This is a genomic window from Pseudomonas sp. CJQ_9, from assembly GCF_043106615.1.
GTDB classification, from domain to species: Bacteria; Pseudomonadota; Gammaproteobacteria; order Pseudomonadales; family Pseudomonadaceae; genus Aquipseudomonas; species Aquipseudomonas juntendi.
Genome location: NZ_JBICMS010000012.1, coordinates 28,887 through 45,949, shown reverse-complemented (window position 1 = coordinate 45,949; position 17,063 = coordinate 28,887). Strand labels below are relative to the sequence as shown.

The window sequence follows — 17,063 nt, the reverse complement described above, 5'->3', positions numbered from 1 at the left end:
GCTTTTGCCCGGCGGGTTTGCCGCGGCCTCAGACGACGTGGATGCCGTTCTGTACCCACAGGTGGTGGCTCGGGTCCTCCTGGGCCGTGTATTGGTTATAGTCGATCCCGTCGGCGGTCTGGTTGCCGACCAGGTTCCAGTTGTCAGTCATGTGCACCGAGTCATGGTTGTCGCCCTTGATGATCAACGTGTCGGTGCCGGTTTCGGTGATGGCCACCACGTCGGCCAGGTTGAGTGTCAGGGCCACCGCGCTGGTGTCGTTGAGGTCGATGGCCTCGATGCCGTGCACGCGGCCGACCAGGTTGCCCAGGTCGATGCTGACATCGCCGCCACCCCATTGCAGGGTGTCGGTACCCGTACCACCGTCGACGCTGGCGAAGTTCTGGTCGACGATCACCAGGGTGTCGTCACCGGCACCACCTTCAAGCGTGATGTGCCCGCCCTGGCTGCCCACCAGGTGGTCGTTGCCGTCGCTGCCGGCAACCACATCGCTGACAGCGGCGACACTGGCCAGGGCGACTGCCTCTTCACCGCTGTCGGCCAGCAGCGACGTGGTGCTGACCAGGCCAGCGGCGTTGTCCAGATTGATAGTCAACGTTGCCGTGTCGGTACTGCCGTTAGGGTGCGTCAGCTCGTAGGTGAAGGTATCGTGCTGGCCGACCGCCGCGGCGCTGACCCCCGAGTTGAGGGTGTAGGTGTAGCTGCCATCGGCCTGCACCAGCAACGTGCCGTAGGTGCCCGCCACGCTCACTCCGTTGTAGCCGGGTATGGTGTAGGTGTTGGCTGCGGTCAGTACGCTCAGCACGGTCAGTGCCGAACCTAGGGTATCGTCCGCCAGCAGGTTGCCGGTTGCCGCCGTGGCGCCACTGACCACGAACTCGTTCAGGTAAGTGGTGGTGGCATTGACACTGGTGGTGATCGAGCTGGCCAGGCCAATGCCGCCAGCGGTCACCCGCACGTGGTAGGTGCCGGCGCCCTGGTTCTGGAAGGTATACCCTGCGCCACCGCCCAACAGGCTGATCAACGAGCCACCGCCTACCGATTGCACCAGCACGTACTGGCCCGTGGCCGGGTTGAGCTTGAGCAGTTCAAGGGTGGTGCCGTTGAGCAGGCTTAGCAGGTTGGTGGAATTGAGTACCACTTGCAGGTTAGCCGTGGTATCGGCAGCCACCGTGGTAGTGTAGGTGGCCTGGCGGCTGCCGATCAGCGGCAGGGTCAACGAGCCCAGCGTACTGCTGCTGGTGTCTACCCGGTTGGCCAGGGTCAGGTTGCTGAAGCCTACGTCATTGACTGCGTCAAGTACCGTGGCTGGCGCCGCGTAGTTACTGTCGCTCCAGACTTCCGTGGCTTGTGGGCTATCGATGCGCACATACAGGTTGGCGCTGTCGGACAGGCCGTTGGGGTGCACCAGCTGGTAGCTGAACACATCCACTTTGCCGACGCTGGCGGGGCTGCCGTTTGGCGTGTAGGTGTAGCTGCCGTCGCCGCGGATCACCAGCGTGCCGTACAGGCCTTGCACCGTGGTGGCACTGCCGGCCGAGACGTAGCTGCCCCCTTTGAGCACCTGCAGCACCGCGGCGCTGTCCGGGCCCCGCGCATCCACCACGCCATCGGTGCCCACGTCGGTGATGACGTTGCCAGAGGTGGCTGTGCCAGTACCGGTGAACTCGGTCAGGCTGGTGGAGGTGATATCCAGCGAGGTGCTGACATTGGTGATCAGGCCAATGCCGCCGCTGCCCACCGTCAGGCGGTAATCGCCCGCCTGCAGCTCCCCGATGTCGACTCGCAGGCCTTGGCCCAACGGCAACAGGATCAGGTCCAGCAAGCCCTGGCTGTTACCGGTGGCCAGCGTGACCCAGGTTCCGCTGGCATTCTTCACCTGCAGGGTGAAGGTGGTGTTGTCCAGCAGGGCCAGTGCACTGCTGGTGGTCAGGGTCAGCGTGGGGTCGGCCGTGGTGCCGGCGGCTACCGTCCAGGTGTAGGTCTTGGTGAACCCTGCCAGCAGGGTGGTGAAGCTGTCGGTGTAGGTCCTGCTGGCGGTGACCGCGGCCAGGTCGACCGTCGCCGTGGCGAGGTTATCGCTGGCGATGACCGGGGCGTTGGCATCCACATCCGGTGCAGTGATGTTGGCGTTGCCCGACACGTTGCCGCGTGGGTCGCTCAGTGTCACCGCAAGCACCTGCCCGTTGTCCTGAGGGGGGCTGAGGGTCACGGTAAAGCTGCCATCGGCTTGCACGGTGGCGGTTTGCAGCACGGTGCCGCTGGCGCTGCGCACGGTCACCGTGGCACCCACTTCACCGGTACCGGTCAGGGTGCTGCCGTCGGCACTGATCGCCAGGTTGGCGGCCGCAGCAGGCGGGGTCAGGTCCGGGGCGGTCAGGGTGGTACCGGTAGACACGTTGCCGGCACTGTCGGTGAGGGTGACGCTCAGTGCCTGGTTGTCGATCTGCGCGGCATTCAGGCTGACCACGAACAGGCCGGTGCTGCCCACGGTTGCCGTACCCAGCACGGTCCCGGCACTGTTGCGCACGGTAACCGTGCTGCCAACCTGGCCAGAGCCACTGACCATTGTGCCGTTGGTATTGATGGTGGCCAGCGGCGCCGCCGGCGGGGTGGTGTCCGGGGCGTTGAGGTTGACGCTGCTGGACAGGTTGCCCGCAGCGTCCGCCTGGCGCACCACCAGCAATTGCCCGTCGTTCTGTGGCGTGGTCAGGGTGACGCTGAAGGTGCCGTCGGCTTGCACCACTGCACTGCCCACCGGACCGTTGGCGCCTTGCACGGTGACGGTGGCGCCGGCTTCACCATTACCGGTCACCACAGTCCCCGCGCCGTTGATGGTGACATTGGTCGGTAGCGCAGGCGGTTGCAGGTCGGCAGCGGTGTAGCGGGTGCTGCCGGACGTATTGCCCGCAGCGTCGGCCTGGCTCACCGCCAATACCTGGCCATTGAGCTGCGCGGCGTTGAGGTTGACGGTGTACACACCACCGCCATTGACCACGGCGCTGCCGAGCAGATTGCCACCGGCATCGCGCACGGTCACCGTGGCACCGGCCTCGCCGGTACCGCTCAGCACCAGGCCGTTGGTCGACAGGCTGGTCACCAGCGGGTCGGCCGGTGCTGTGCTATCAGCTGCCTGCAAGAAGGTGGGTTGCGACTCGCCGCCCACCAGGGCCACGGCGGTGACCTGCAGGTACTCGCCGTTGAGCTGTGCCGAGTTGAGCGTCAGCGTAAAGGTACCGTTCAATGTCGCGCCACCGGTACCGATCAGGTTGCCTGCGTCATCGTAGACACGGATGCCGACGCCGCTGGGCGCGTTACCCGACAAGGTCAGGCCGTCGCTGCCCAGCGTCACGTTGGTCGGCGGTGTTGGCGGAGCCACCAGCGGCGTGACATAGGTCGCCACCGCCGACGTATTGGTGCCGTCGGACTGGGTGATGGCCAACGTTGCCAGCGAGCCTGCCGCCGGCGTCAGGTTGATCTGGAAGTTGCCAGCGCCGTCTACCGTGCCAGTGCCTATCACGCTGCCGCCCAGGCTGACGGTGACCGTGGCATTGGCCTCGCCCTTGCCGGTGAGTACGTTGAAGCTGTTGTTGATTGCCAGGTTGGTCACCAAGTCAGGTGGCGAGGTGTCGTTGGCCTGGTAGGGCGCAGCAACCGAGACGTTGCCGGCGTCGTCGGTAGACACCACGCTGAGCAACTGGCCGTTGTTCTGCGCCGGGCTGATGGGCACGGTGAAGCGCCCGTCGGCACCGACTTCCACTTGGCCCACAAGGGTGTTGTCCGGGCCACGCACGGTGATCAGCGTGCCGGCCTCGGCAGTGCCGGTCATCGACGTACCGGCCGGGTTCAGCAGCAAGTCGCTTGGCTGCACCGGTGCGGTCAGGTCGGGGGCGCTCAGCTCCAGGGGGGGCGACGGGTTACCGGTGGCGTCCTGGGCAATGATGGTCAGCGTTTCGCCGTTGATCTGAGGCTGGCTCAAACCGAGGACGAAGGTGCCATCCAGGTCGACCGTCACCTGGCCCAGCAGGTCACCGTTGTTGTTTATCACCGTGACCCGGGTACCGGCCTCGGCGGTGCCGATCAACTGGGTACCGCTGTCGTTGATGCTGGCAATGACGATGGCCGGCGGCGTTACGTCGACTGCCGTGACGGTACTGATCGGCGACACGTTGTCACTGGCGTCGGTGAGGGTTACCTGCACCTGCTGGCCATTGAGCTGGGCGGTGTCCAGGCCGACGCTGAAGGTGCCGTCGGCAGTGACCGTGGTGGTGCCGACTTGCGTTGTACCCACATAGACGCGCACCGTGGTACCCGCTTCGCCAACCCCGGTCAGCACATCGCCTGCCGTATTGAGCCGCAACTCGGTTGCAGCAGCGGGGGGCGTGAAGTCCGGCGCCTGCACGCTGACGGGCGCGCTGACGTTGCCGGGCGGATCGGCCTGCAGTACCGACAGCACTTGGTTGTCGATTTGTGCAGGCGACAACTCGACGCTGAAGCTGCCGTCGGCCAGCACCGTACCGGTTCCCAGAACGGTACCGGCGGCGTTGCTCACGATCACGGTGGCGCCGGCCTCACCCAGGCCAGTGACCACACTGCCGTCGGCGTTGATCACCACCTGGGTGAGCGGTGCAGGTGGGGTGAAGTCTGGGGTCTGCAGGGTCGCTGCTGCCGACACGTTACCGGCGGCGTCGGCCTGGGTGAAGCTGAGCAGCTCGGCGTTGCCCAGTGCCGGGTTCAGGGTAATGGTGAAGTGCCCGCTGGCATCGACGATGGCGCTGCCGATCGGGGCGCCGCTCGGGTCGGTCACGGTCACCTCGGCGCCGACTTCGCCGCGGCCGGTCAGGGTGACACCATCGCCGGAAACCGCCAGGTCGCTCGGCGCCGCAGGTGGCGTAGTGTCTGGCGCGGTTATGGGGCTGGCGGCCGACTGGTTGCCGGCCGCATCGGTCAGGAGCACCTGTAGCGGCTGGCCGTTGGCTTGCGGCGAGGCGAGCACGACCTGGAAGCTGCCGTCGGCGCGCACCACGGCCGTGCCCAGCACGCTGCCATCGGCAGCCATTACCCACACGCTGGCGCCGGCCTCGCCGCTACCGTTGAGCAGGCTGCCGCCCCCGGCGAATGCCAGGTCTGCGGCGGCATCCGGTGCCAAGCGGTCAGGGGCGGTGATGCTGACGCTGTTGGACTCGTTGCCGGCGGCATCGGCCTGGCTGGCGCTGAGCTGTTCGCCGTTGAGCTGGACGCTGCCCAGGGTGGCGCTGAAGTTGCCACTGGCATCGACCACTGCCGTGCCCAGGTCGATACCGCCTTCACCGACCACGGTAACGGTGGCGCCTGGTTCGCCGCGCCCGGTCAGGACCAGGCCGTCGCTGGACAGCATCAGGTTGCTGAGCGGTTGTGGCGCCGTGGTGTCTGGCGCCTGCAAGGTGGCCGGCAGCGACAGGCTGCCATCGCTGGCCATTGCGCTCACATGCAGCACCTCGCCATTGGCCTGGGCACTGCCCAGGTTGACGGTGAAGGTGCCGTCGTTGGCGACCGGGCTGCTGCCCAGCACCGCGCCGTTGGGGCCGTAGACAGTGACCGTGCTGCCCGCTGTGGCGGTGCCGGTGACCGATAGACCGTCTGCAGCCAGCAACAGGTTGTCTGGCGTGGCGGGGGCCAGAATGCCCGGCGCAGTCACGTTTTGCTCAGGCGAGGCGTTCTGCGCGGCATCGGTTTGCAGCACGCCCAGGCGTTCACCGGTGAGCGCCGCAGGTGACAAGGCCACGCTGAAGCTGCCATCGGCCGCCACGGTTGCGGTACCCAGTACGGTCGCGTCCGGGGCGCGTACGGTGACCGTCGCACCTGCTTCGCCCTGGCCGGTAAGGGTCGCGCCGTCGGCAGACACCGCCAGGTTGCCGACCGCCGCGGGCGGCGTGGTATCGGCGGCCGTGTACGGCGCCGCTGGCGATACATTGCCCGCCGCATCGGTGGCGGTTACCTGCAGGGTCTGGCCGTTGGTCTGGGCACTGTTCAACGTGACCTGGAAAGTGCCATTGCTGCTGGCCACCGCGCTGCCCAGCACACTGCCGCCGGCATCGCGGACGGTCACGGTGCTGCCGGCTTCGGCGTTACCGGTCAGTTGCAGCCCGGTCGCCGACAGGGCCAATGCCGTGGGTGCTGCTGGCGGGGTGAAGTCCGGTGCGGTCACCGCCACGGCGCTGGAGGTGTTGTTGCCGGCATCGGTCTGGGTCACGCTCAGTTGCTGGGCGTTGAGCTGGGCAGTGGTCAAGGTCAGGCTGAAGCTGCCGTTGGCCGCGACCAGGCCGGTGCCGATGATGGTGCCGTCAGGCCCGCGCACGGTCACGCTGGCGCCGGCTTCGCCCAGGCCACTGAGGGTCAGGCCGTTGTTGTTCAGCACCACATTGGTCAGCGGTGCTGGCGGGGTCAGGTCTGGCGTGGCCACGGTCACCGCTGGCGAGGTATTGCCGGCGGCGTCTATTTGCGCCACGCCAATGGCCTGACCACTGTTTTGCGGCGTGTCGAACGTCACGGTGAAGCGGCCATCGGCGCCCACCGTAGCGCTACCCAGCACAGTACCGGCGGCATTGCTGACCTGTACCGTAGCGCCCACTTCACCGCTACCGGAAAGCTGCCTGCCGTCGGCACTGAGCAGCGGGTCGACAATGGCGGCAGGTGGCGTGCGATCCGGGGTAGCCAGGCTGGCGGGGCCTGATACGTTGCCTGCGGCATCACTGAGGGTGACCTGCAGCGGGCTGCCGCTGACTTGCGCGCTGGGCAGGGTGATCTGGAACTGGCCGCTTTGGTTGACGGTGCCGGTAGCCAGAATGGCGCCACTGGCATCGCGCACAGTGACACTGGCACCGGCTTCGCCCTGGCCGCTGACCACGGTGGCGGCGGCGTTCAGGCTGAGGTTGCTGGCGGCGGCAGGGGCCTGCAGGTCAGGTGCCTGCAGGCTGGCGGCCAGCGACACGTTACCCGCAGCATCGGCCTGGGTGACGATCAGGTTCTGGCCGTTGGCCGCCGCCGGCGACAGAGTGATGCTGTACAGGCCATTGCTGCCGACCACGCCGCTACCCAGCACATTGCCCTGGGCGTCGGTGACCCGCACGTTGGCGCCCACTTCGCCTTGGCCGGTCAGCGTGCTGCCGGTGCGGTCGATGGTGGCGCTCGGGGCTTCGGGTGCAGTGGTATCGTTGGCGACCACGGTGGCCGGTACCGATGGCTGGCCGTCGGTGCCTATCCGTGCGCTGACCTGCAAGGTCTGTGCATTGAGCTGGGCGTTGCTGAAGAACACCCGGAAGACACCATCGCTGCCCACCGTCGCGGTGCCCAGCGTGGTACCGGCGGATGTCACGGTGATCAACGCACCCACGGTACCGGTACCCGTCAGCACGAAGCCGTCGGCGCTGATGTCAAGGTCCGCCGGGGTGGCCACTTCGCTGCCGGTCGGGCCAGTCAGAGTCACACCGTCGGATTCATTGCCGGCCGGGTCGATGACCACCACGCTGACCTCTTCGCCAGCGGCCAGCGGCGGGTCGACCGGCACCACGAAGGTACCATCCGGCCCTGCGGTGGTGGTGCCACGGTCACTGTTGTCCGGGTTGCGGATGACCACGGTGCTGCCCGGCTCTGCAGTGCCGCCGACGCTGCTGCCGTCGGGGCTCACAGTCACGCCGCTGGCAGGTTCCGGGTCGGTGGTGTCGGGTGCGGTAACGGTAACCGGTGCCGAGCTGTTGCCCGCCGGGTCGGTGACGATCACGGTCACGCTTTCGCCGTTGTTCTGCGGGGTTGGCAGTGGCACGTTGAAGCTGCCGTCGGGGTTCACTTCAACCGTGGTTTCCACGCCTGCGCCGTCACGCACCGTCACGGTATCAGCGCCCGGTGCATTGCCGCTGACCGTGCTGCCGTCTTCGCTGACCACCACCCCGGTGGGCAGGGCCGGCGGGGTGAGGTCGGGTGCAGTGATCGGGGTGCTGTCGGAGACATTGCCCGCCACATCGGTCAAGGTCACCTGCAGCGCCTGGCCATCGAGCTGGGCCGGGCTGACCGCGACAGTGAAGCTGCCGCCAACCGGCACCACCACACTACCCAGCAGGTCGCCGGCGGCGTTGCGTACCTCCACGGTGCTGCCCGCTTCGCCCGTGCCCTGAAGGGTATTGCCGCCCGCGCTTATGGTCAGGCCACCCGGTGCTTGCGGTGCGGTGCTGTCGTCGGCGGTGAACGCCACGGATGGCGACGTGTTGCCGCCGGCGTCGATCACCACCACGGACACGGTTTCGCCGTTGGTCTGGGCGGGGGCCAGGGGCACGCTGAAGCTGCCGTCCTCGTCCACCTGCGCGGTGCCCAGCAGGTCGCCGGCGCCGTTGCGCACCTCCACGGTACTGCCTGGTTCGGCCTGGCCGCTGAGTGCCGTGCCCGTGCCATTGATGCCCAGGCCTTCAGCGGCTACCGGGGCTTCCAGGTCCGGCGCAGTGACGCTGCCGGCAGTGGAGGTATTGCCGGTCGCGTCCGCCTGGGTGACGGCCAAGGTCTGGCCATTGAGCTGCGGTGGGTCGATGGTCACCTGGAAGCTGCCGTCCGCTTGTACGGTGGCAGTGCCCAGCACGGCGCCGCCGGCGCCGGTCACGGTTACCTGCGCCCCCGGCTCGCCGCTACCGCTCAGGCTGCCTCCGTCACCCGCCAGAACCAGGCCGGTGGGGGTGTCGGGGGCCTGGGTATCCGGTGCCGACAAGTCAACCGCGGTCGACAGGTTGCCACTGGCGTCGCGCTGCTCGACGGTCAGGGCCTGACCGTTGGTTTGCGGGGTATCGAGGGTGATTTCGAACGCACCACCGGCGCCTACCACGATGCTGCCCAGTACGCTGCCGTCCGGCCCGCGTACGGTCACGGTCGCACCCGGTTCACCGTTGCCGGTGACCGTGACGCCGTCGCCATCGATGGCCGGGTTGGTCACTGCTTGCGGCGGGGTACTGTCTGGTGCGGTGAAGTCCACTGGCCCGGCGCTGTTGCCTTGGCTGTCGGTGGCTTCCACGGTCAGGCTTTCGCCATTGCGCTGCGGTGCGTTGAGGGTGACGTCGAAGCGCCCGTCCCCGCCCACGGTGGCGGTCCCCAGCACATTGCCGTCGGCATCGCGCACGGTGACCAGCGAGCCGCTCTGGCCCTGGCCGGTGAGGTGGATGCCGGCGCTGTCGATGGCCAGACCCGACGGTTGCAGCGGGCCATCCAGGTCAGGTGCGATAACGGTGGCGGTCGAGCTGTTGCCAGCGGCGTCACGCAGCACCACGTCCAGCTCCTGGCCATCGGTTTGCGCCGGGTTCAGGACCACGCTGATCACGCCATCGGCGCCCACCTGGGCATTGCCCAGTACGTTGCCCTGGGCGCCCACCACCTGCACGCTGGTGCCGGGTTCGCCACGGCCGGTCAATACGCTGCCATCGTTGCTCAGTTGCAACTCGCTGGCCTCGTTGGGCGGGGTGATGTCCGGTGCGCCGATCTGGGTCGGCAGTGAGCTGTTGCCATCCGCGTCGATGGCTACCACATCCAGCAGCTCGCCGTTCGCCTGGGCAGGGCTGAGGGGGATGTTGAAGCTGCCGTCGTTGCCGACTTGCACGCTACCCAGCACACCGCCTTGGGCATCCCGCACTTCCACCAGGCTGCCAGCCGGGGCCCTACCACTGATGGCGCTGCCATCGGCAGCTACCACCAGCCCCGTCGGGCTGTCCGGCACGGCAATGGCCGGTACGGTGACCGTCAGGGCAACCGAAGGGTTGCCGGCGGCATCGGTCTGTTGCAACGCAATGGTGTCGCCTGCGGCCAGTGGGCTGTCGAGGTCGATCAGGAAGGTGCCATTCGCTGCCACCACCCCGGTGCCGATCACGTTGCCATCGCCATCCCGGATTTCTACCGTGGCACCCGCTTCACCGCGGCCGGAAACGACCAGGCTGCCAGCACCCAGCACCACATTGCTGATAATGCCGGGCGGGGTGATGTCCGGGGTTACGTAGCTCAACGGCAGAGAGGTGTTGCCTGCGGCGTCGGTCACCCGCACGCTGACCGTTTCGCCATTGGCCTGCGCCGGGTCGAGGGTGAGGCTGAAACTGCCATCCGCTTCGGCGAGGGTACTGCCGATCACGTTGCCAGCAGCGTCGCGTACCTCTACCCGGGCACCGGCCTCGGCATTGCCGGTCAGGCTGACGCCATCGACCAGCGCCAGGTCGGTGGGTTGCAATGGCGCCACCTGATCCGGTGCGGTCAGCGGGCTTGGGCTGGACACGTTGCCAGCAGCATCGGTCAAGGTCACTTGCAGTGACGAGCCATCCACCACCGGGGTGGGCAGGGTAACGTTGAAACTGCCGTCCTGCTGCACGGTGCCGCTGACCAGCAGCTGGCCCTGGTCGTTGCGTACCTCTACGGTGGTGCCGGCTTCGCCGCGGCCCGACACGGTGCGGCCGTCATTGCTGATCGCCAGGTTGGTGGCAGGCTCTGGTGGCGTGGTGTCGCCGCCGTTGTCGATGACCGGTGCGGTAAGGGTGCCGGCCTGCGAGGCATTGCCGGCTGCGTCGGTAGCAACCACTTGCAACTGTTCGCCCGCCACCTGGGCAGGGCTAAGGGTGATTTCAAACGCACCACTGGCGCCTACCACCACGGTGCCAAGTACGGTGCTGCCATCGGCCGCCAGCACGCGCACGGTGCTGCCAGGTTCGGCACGGCCGCTGACGGCGGTGCCGTCGGCGGCAATGGCCAGTTCGCTTGGCGCCACCGGTGGCGTGATGTCTGGTGCGCTGACCTGTACCGGCAGCGACGAGGTGCCGTTGTTGTCGATGGCTACCACATCCAGCAGTTGGCCATTGGCCTGGGCCGGGTCGAGGACGACGGTGAAGGTGCCTTCGGCGCCTACCACCACGCTACCGATCAGCGCACCCTCGGCATCATGCACTTCCACGCGGCTGCCCACGGGGGCCGAGCCACTGACGCTGGTACCGTCTTCGGCGACCACCAGGTCGCTTGGGCTGAGCGGTATGGTTACCAGCGGCACGTCATAGTCCAGCGCCAGCGAGGCGTTGCCGCTCGGGTCGGTCTGGACCAGGCTCAAGCGTTCACCCGGCAACGCGGCCGGGTCGAGGTCGAGCAGGAAGGTGCCGTTCGCGGTCACCACGCCGCTGCCGATCAGGGTGCCGTTGGCGTCGCGCACCTGCACGGTAGCGCCGGCTTCGCCACGCCCGCTCAAGGCCAGGCCATCGGAGCCGACCACGATATCGCTGACCTGCGCCGGCGCAGTGGTGTCTGGCGCCTGATACTGCAGTGGCGAGGAAATGTTGCCGGCAGCATCCACCAGGCGAATGTCCAGCACTTCGCCGTTGGCCTGTGCTGGTGTCAGGGTCACGCTGAACGTGCCGTCGTCGTTGACCTGAGCGCTGCCCAGCAGGGTGCCCGCGGCATCGCGCACCTGCACGCTGGCGCCTGGCTCGCCGCTACCGCTGAGGGTGACGCCGTCGACCAGCGCCAGCCCGGTGGGCTGCGCAGGCGCCTGCAGGTCCGGCGTTACCACCGACGCAGGGGCGGAGGCATTGCCGGCGGCGTCGGTCAGCACCACTTGCAAGGTGCTGCCGTCCTTGACTGCAGGTTCCAGCATCAGAGTGAAGCTGCCATCCGGGTTGACCGTGCCGTTTGCCAGCACGTTGCCTTGGGCATCGCGCACTTGCACGCTGGTACCGGCTTCACCGCGGCCGCTGAGCTGGGCACCGGCCAGGCCGACAAGCAGGTTGGTGGCGGCTTCCGGTGGCGTGTTGTCGCCACCGTCAATGTCTGGTGCGGTGAGGCTGCCGGCAGTTGAAGCATTGCCGGCGGCATCGGTAGCGGTAACTTGCAGCACCTCGCCGTTCACCTGGGCGGGGTCGAGGGTGATGCTGAAGCTGCCGGTGGCACCGACCACCACGGTGCCGAGCAGCGTGGTACCGTCGGCCGCCAGCACGCGTACGGTGCTGCCGACTTCTGCGCGGCCGGTGACCACGCTGCCGTCGGCGCTGATCACCAACTCGCTGGGGGTGACCGGTGGGGTGATGTCCGGTGCGGAGACCTGGGCTGGCAGGGACGAAGCACCGCTGCCATCGATGGCCACCACCTCCAGCAGTTCGCCATTGGCCTGGGCCGGGTTGAGAATGACCGTGAAGGTGCCGTCCTGGCCAACCTGCACACTGCCAACCAGCGTTCCGTCGGCACCGTAGACCTCCACGCGGCTGCCGGCCGGCGCGGCGCCGCTGATGCTGCTGCCATCTTCGGCGACTATCAAGTCGCTCGGGCTGGCAGGGGCAGGGGTGACCGGCACCTCGAACTGCAGCGCTTCGGAGGCATTACCGCTCGGGTCGGTTTGCACCAGGCTCAACTGAGCGCCGGGCTGCGCGCCGGGATTCAGGTCGATCAGGAAAACGCCATTGGCAGCGACCACGCCGCTGCCGATCACGGTGCCATCGGCGTTGCGCACTTCAACGGTGGCGCCGGCTTCGCCACGCCCACTCAGCGCCAGGCCATCGGCGCCGACCACGATGTCGCTCACAGCCGCCGGTGGCGTGGTGTCGGATGCGGTGAATGCCAGCGGTGTCGAGCTGTTGCCGGCAGCATCGACCAGGCGCACATCCAGGGCTTCGCCATTGGCTTGGGCAGGTGACAAGGACAGGCTGAACGCCCCGTCCGCACCGACCACGCCGCTGCCGATAAGGGTGCCATCCGCATTGCGCACCTGCACGGTGGCGCCAGGTTCGCCACGGCCAGTGAAGGTGATGCCATCGGCCAGGGCCAGGTCGGTCGGCTGGGCCGGGGCCTGCAGGTCCGGTGCGGTAACCGTACCAGGTTGCGAAACGTTGCCGGCAGCGTCGGTCAGGGTTACTTGCAGGGCGCTGCCGTCGTTGACGGCTGGGCTCAGGGTGAGGACGAAGCTGCCATCCGGGTTGACCGTGCCGTTGGTCAGCACATTACCTTGGGCGTCACGCACCTCCACGCGGGTGCCGGGTTCGCCGCGACCGCTCAGCTGGCCGCCGGCCAGGCCGATCACCAGGTCTGTGGGTGCCAGCGGTGGTGTGTTGTCGCCACCGTCAATGTCTGGGGCGGTGACGGTGCCGGCCGCAGAAGCATTGCCGGCATTATCGGTAGCGGTAACTTGCAGCACCTCGCCGTTTACCTGGGCGGGGTCGAGGGGGATGCTGAAGCTGCCGGTGGCACCGACTACCGCGGTGCCAAGCACCGTGGTGCCGTCGGCCGCCAGCACGCGTACGGTGCTGCCGGCTTCGGCACGGCCGGTGAGCACGCTGCCGTCGGCGCTGATCACCAGCTCGCTGGGGGTGACCGGTGGGGTGATGTCCGGTGCGGAGATCTGGGCTGGCAGGGACGAAGCACCGCTGTCATCAATGGCCACCACGTCCAGCAGTTCGCCATTGGCCTGGGCGGGGTCGAGGGTGACGGTGAAGCTGCCATCGTCGCCTGCAACCCCACTGCCAAGCAGCGTGCCATTGGCATCATGGACCTCCACACGGGTGCCAGCCGGCGCGGTGCCGCTGATGCTGCTGCCATCTTCGGCAACCACCAGGTCGCTGGGGCTGGCGGGCGCAGGCGTGGTCGGCACTGCGAACTGCAGCGCCTCGGAGGCATTGCCACTCGGGTCGGTCTGCACCAGGCTCAGTTGCGCGCCGGGCTGCACGGCCGGTTCGAGGTCGATCAGGAAGGTACCGTTAGCGCTGACCACGCCGCTGCCGATCACGGTGCCGTCGGCATCTCGCACTTCAACGGTGGCGCCGGCTTCACCACGCCCACTCAGCGCCAGGCCATCGGCGCCGACCACGATGTTGCTCACAGCCGCCGGTGGCGTGGTGTCGGGTGCGGTGATTGCCAGCGGTGTCGAGCTGTTGCCGGCAGCATCGACCAGGCGCACATCCAGGGCCTCGCCATTGGCCTGGGCAGGTGACAAGGACAGGCTGAACGCTCCGTCCGCACCCACCACGCCGCTGCCGATAAGGGTGCCAGCCGCGTCGCGCACCTGCACGGTGGCGCCGGGCTCGCCGCGGCCATTGAAGGTGACCCCACCAAGCAGGGCCAATTCGGTTGGCGGCGCAGGTGGTTGCAGGTCGGGTGAGGTGACCGAGCCGGGAGGCGACAGGTTGCCGGCAGCATCGGTCAGGGTCACTTGCAGGGCACTGCCGTCATTCACCGGCGGGTCCAGGGTGATGGTGAAACTGCCGTCGGCACCTACGCTGCCGGTGGCCAGGATATTCCCGGCCGCGTCACGGACTTGCACGCTGGCGCCCGGTTCGCCGCGGCCGCTCAGCTGGCTACCGGCCAGCGCTATGGCCAGGTCGGTCGGCGCTGTCGGTGGCGTGGTATCGACCCCATCGAGGTCCGGCGCGGTCACCGCGCTGGTGGCTGAGGTGTTGCCCGCGGCATCGGTGGCGGTGGCTTGCAGCACTTCACCGTCAGTCTGTGGTGGGGCCAGCTCGATGCTGAACACCCCGGTCGGGCCGACCACGGCGCTGCCCAGTTCGGTACCATCGGCTGCGACGATGCGCACGGTGCTGCCGGGTTCGGCGCGGCCGGTGATCACGCTGCCGTCGGCACTGACTGCCAGCTCGGCAGGTGCCGCGGGTGCCGTGATATCGGGCGCGGTGATCTGGGTGGGCACGGAGGACACGCCCTCGGCATCGAGGGCCAGTACGTCCAGCAGTTCGCCGTTGGCCTGGGCAGGGGTGAGTTCGATACTGAAGCTGCCGTCGGCGTTGGCTGTGGCGCTGCCAATCAGCGTGCCGCTGGCATCGCGTACTTCCACTCGGCTGCCGGCAGGGGCGCTGCCCGTGAGGGTAGTGCCATCGGCATCGATGGCCAGCCCGCTGGGGCTGGCCGGGGCAGGGGTGAGGGGGACATCGTACTCGACGGCCACCGAAGCGTTGCCGCTGGGGTCCACTTGCAGCAGGGTCAGCTGGTCGCCGGGTTGCACGGCCGGGTCGAGGTCGATCAGGAAGGTGCCGTTGGCCGTGACCAGGCCACGACCCAGCAGGTTGCCGTCGGCATCCCGCACTTCCACAGAAGCCCCTGCTTCGCCATGGCCACTGAGGCTGGTGCCGCCCGCACCGACCAGGATATCGCTTACGGCATCCGGCGCAGTAATGTCCGGGGCGTTGAATTGCAGGGGCGTCGAGCTGTTGCCGGCGGCGTCGACCAGGCGTACGTCAAGCGCTTCACCGTTGGCCTGGGCAGGGGACAGGTTGAGGCTGAACGTTCCGTCCTGGTTGACCTCCGCCGAGCCGAGCAGGTTACCGGCAGCGTCGCGCACCTGTACGGTGGCACCCGGTTCGCCGCGGCCGGTGAAGGTCACGCCGTCCGCCAGTGCCAGGTCGGTGGGCTGTGCCGGTGGCAGCAGGTCGGGCGACGTCACTGCGCCTGGCTGCGACACGTTGCCGGCAGCGTCGGTGAGGGTGACTTGCAGGGTGCTGCCATCCTTGACGGCCGGGTCCAGGGTAATGGCGAAGGTGCCATCCGCGCCGACGGTGCCGGTTGCGATGACCGTGCCTGCGGCATCACGCACCTGCACGGTGCTGCCGGCTTCGCCACGGCCGCTGAGCTGGCTGCCGGCCAGGCCGATGGCCAGGTCGCTCGGTGCTTCGGGTGGGGTGGTGTCGCCGCCGTCGACGCTCGGCGCGGTCACCGAACTGGCGGTAGAGGTGTTGCCAGATGCGTCGGTGGCCGTGGCTTGCAGTGTTTGGCCATCCACTTGCGCCGGGCTGAGGGTGATGCTGAATACGCCCGTGGCGCCGACCACTGCGGTGCCCAGCTCGCTGCCGTCGGCGGCGAGGATACGTACGGTGCTGCCGGGTTCGGCACGGCCGGTGAGTACCGTACCGTCCTCGCTGATCACCAGTGCGCTCGGCGCAGCCGGGGCGGTGATATCCGGGGCTGTGAACGCCAAGGGTGTCGAGCTGTTGCCGGCGGCATCTACCTGGCGTATGTCCAGGGCTTCACCGTTGGCTTGTGCGGGGGAAAGGGTGAGGCTGAAAGTGCCGTCGGCGTTGACCACGCCGCTGCCGATCAGGTTACCGGCAGTATCGCGCACCTGTACGGTGGCACCCGGCTCGCCGCGACCGCTGAGGGTAACGCCGTTGGCAAGGGCCAGGTCGCTCGGCTGGTCGGGGGCCGTGGTGTCGGGCGTGTCGATGTCTGGCGCATTGATGCTGGCCGGTGGTGAAACATTTCCGGCAGCATCGCTGGCACTGACCTCCAGGGCCTGACCATCGGTTTGCGCAGGTTGCAGGGTGATGCTGAACTGGCCGTCGGCGCCGGCTACGGCAGTGCCCAGCACCGCGCCGTCGGCCCCGCGTACGGTTACCGTCGAGCCGGCTTCGGCACGGCCGCTCAGGCGCAGGCCATCGGGCGATACCAACAGGTCGATGGGCGTGGCCGGTGGGGTAGTGTCCGGGTCGGAGCCACCCCCGCCACCGCCACCCCCGCTGCCGGCCGCCGCCGCCGCACCGCCGGCACCGAGCAGGCTGAGCCCGGCAATCGCCCAGGTGGGCATGGCGCTGCCAGCGGTACCCAGGCCTGCAACCAGCTCATCCAGGGAGTTTACGTCTTCGAAGGTGAAGCCCTCGAATGCCGCCGCATTGTACTGGGCGTGCCACAGGGTGCCGTCCTCGCCAACGAAGACAATGTCGCTGCCGACACCGGCCTGGTCCACTGCGAAGAAATTGCCGATGGTGATTTTTTCCCCGGACTTCAGGGTGAGGACCAAGTCCTGCCCGCGCTGGGTGACGGTGGCCAGCTGATCGGGAGCCACGGGCATCTGCACGACGCCTGGCCCTTTGAGATTGATATTGCCCCAGGCGCTCTGAGTGGCGACTTCAGTTTGCTTATCGGCGACGACGATGTTGTCCATGGATGCTCCCTGCTGGTGTCCGGAACCCCCAGCCCGTTATCGGGCTACAACCGCAGTAACAGGACCCGTGCAGGGGTGTTACGCACAGCCTCGACCAGGCAGCCGAGAGTGGGGTGGTTAGGGAGATATAGCAGCCAGGCGGGAAGCAACCAGA

1 protein-coding gene is annotated in these 17,063 nt (G+C 67.9%); it reads right to left on the bottom strand.

All coding sequences use genetic code 11. The annotated features are described in order from the left end of the window. Window positions 1-28 precede the first annotated feature (28 nt). Window positions 29-16,909 carry a BapA/Bap/LapF family large adhesin gene (locus tag ACF8SD_RS01890; RefSeq protein ID WP_392483464.1) on the bottom strand — a complete coding sequence of 5,627 codons (16,881 nt, stop codon included), beginning with the start codon at window positions 16,907-16,909 and terminating at the stop codon, window positions 29-31. Between the last annotated feature and the right edge of the window lie 154 nt (window positions 16,910-17,063).

Bases quoted from the DNA above. Each gene is read 5' to 3' on its own strand.
- ACF8SD_RS01890 (WP_392483464.1), bottom strand. From the start codon at position 16,909: ATGGACAACATCGTCGTCGCCGATAAGCAAACTGAAGTCGCCACTCAG.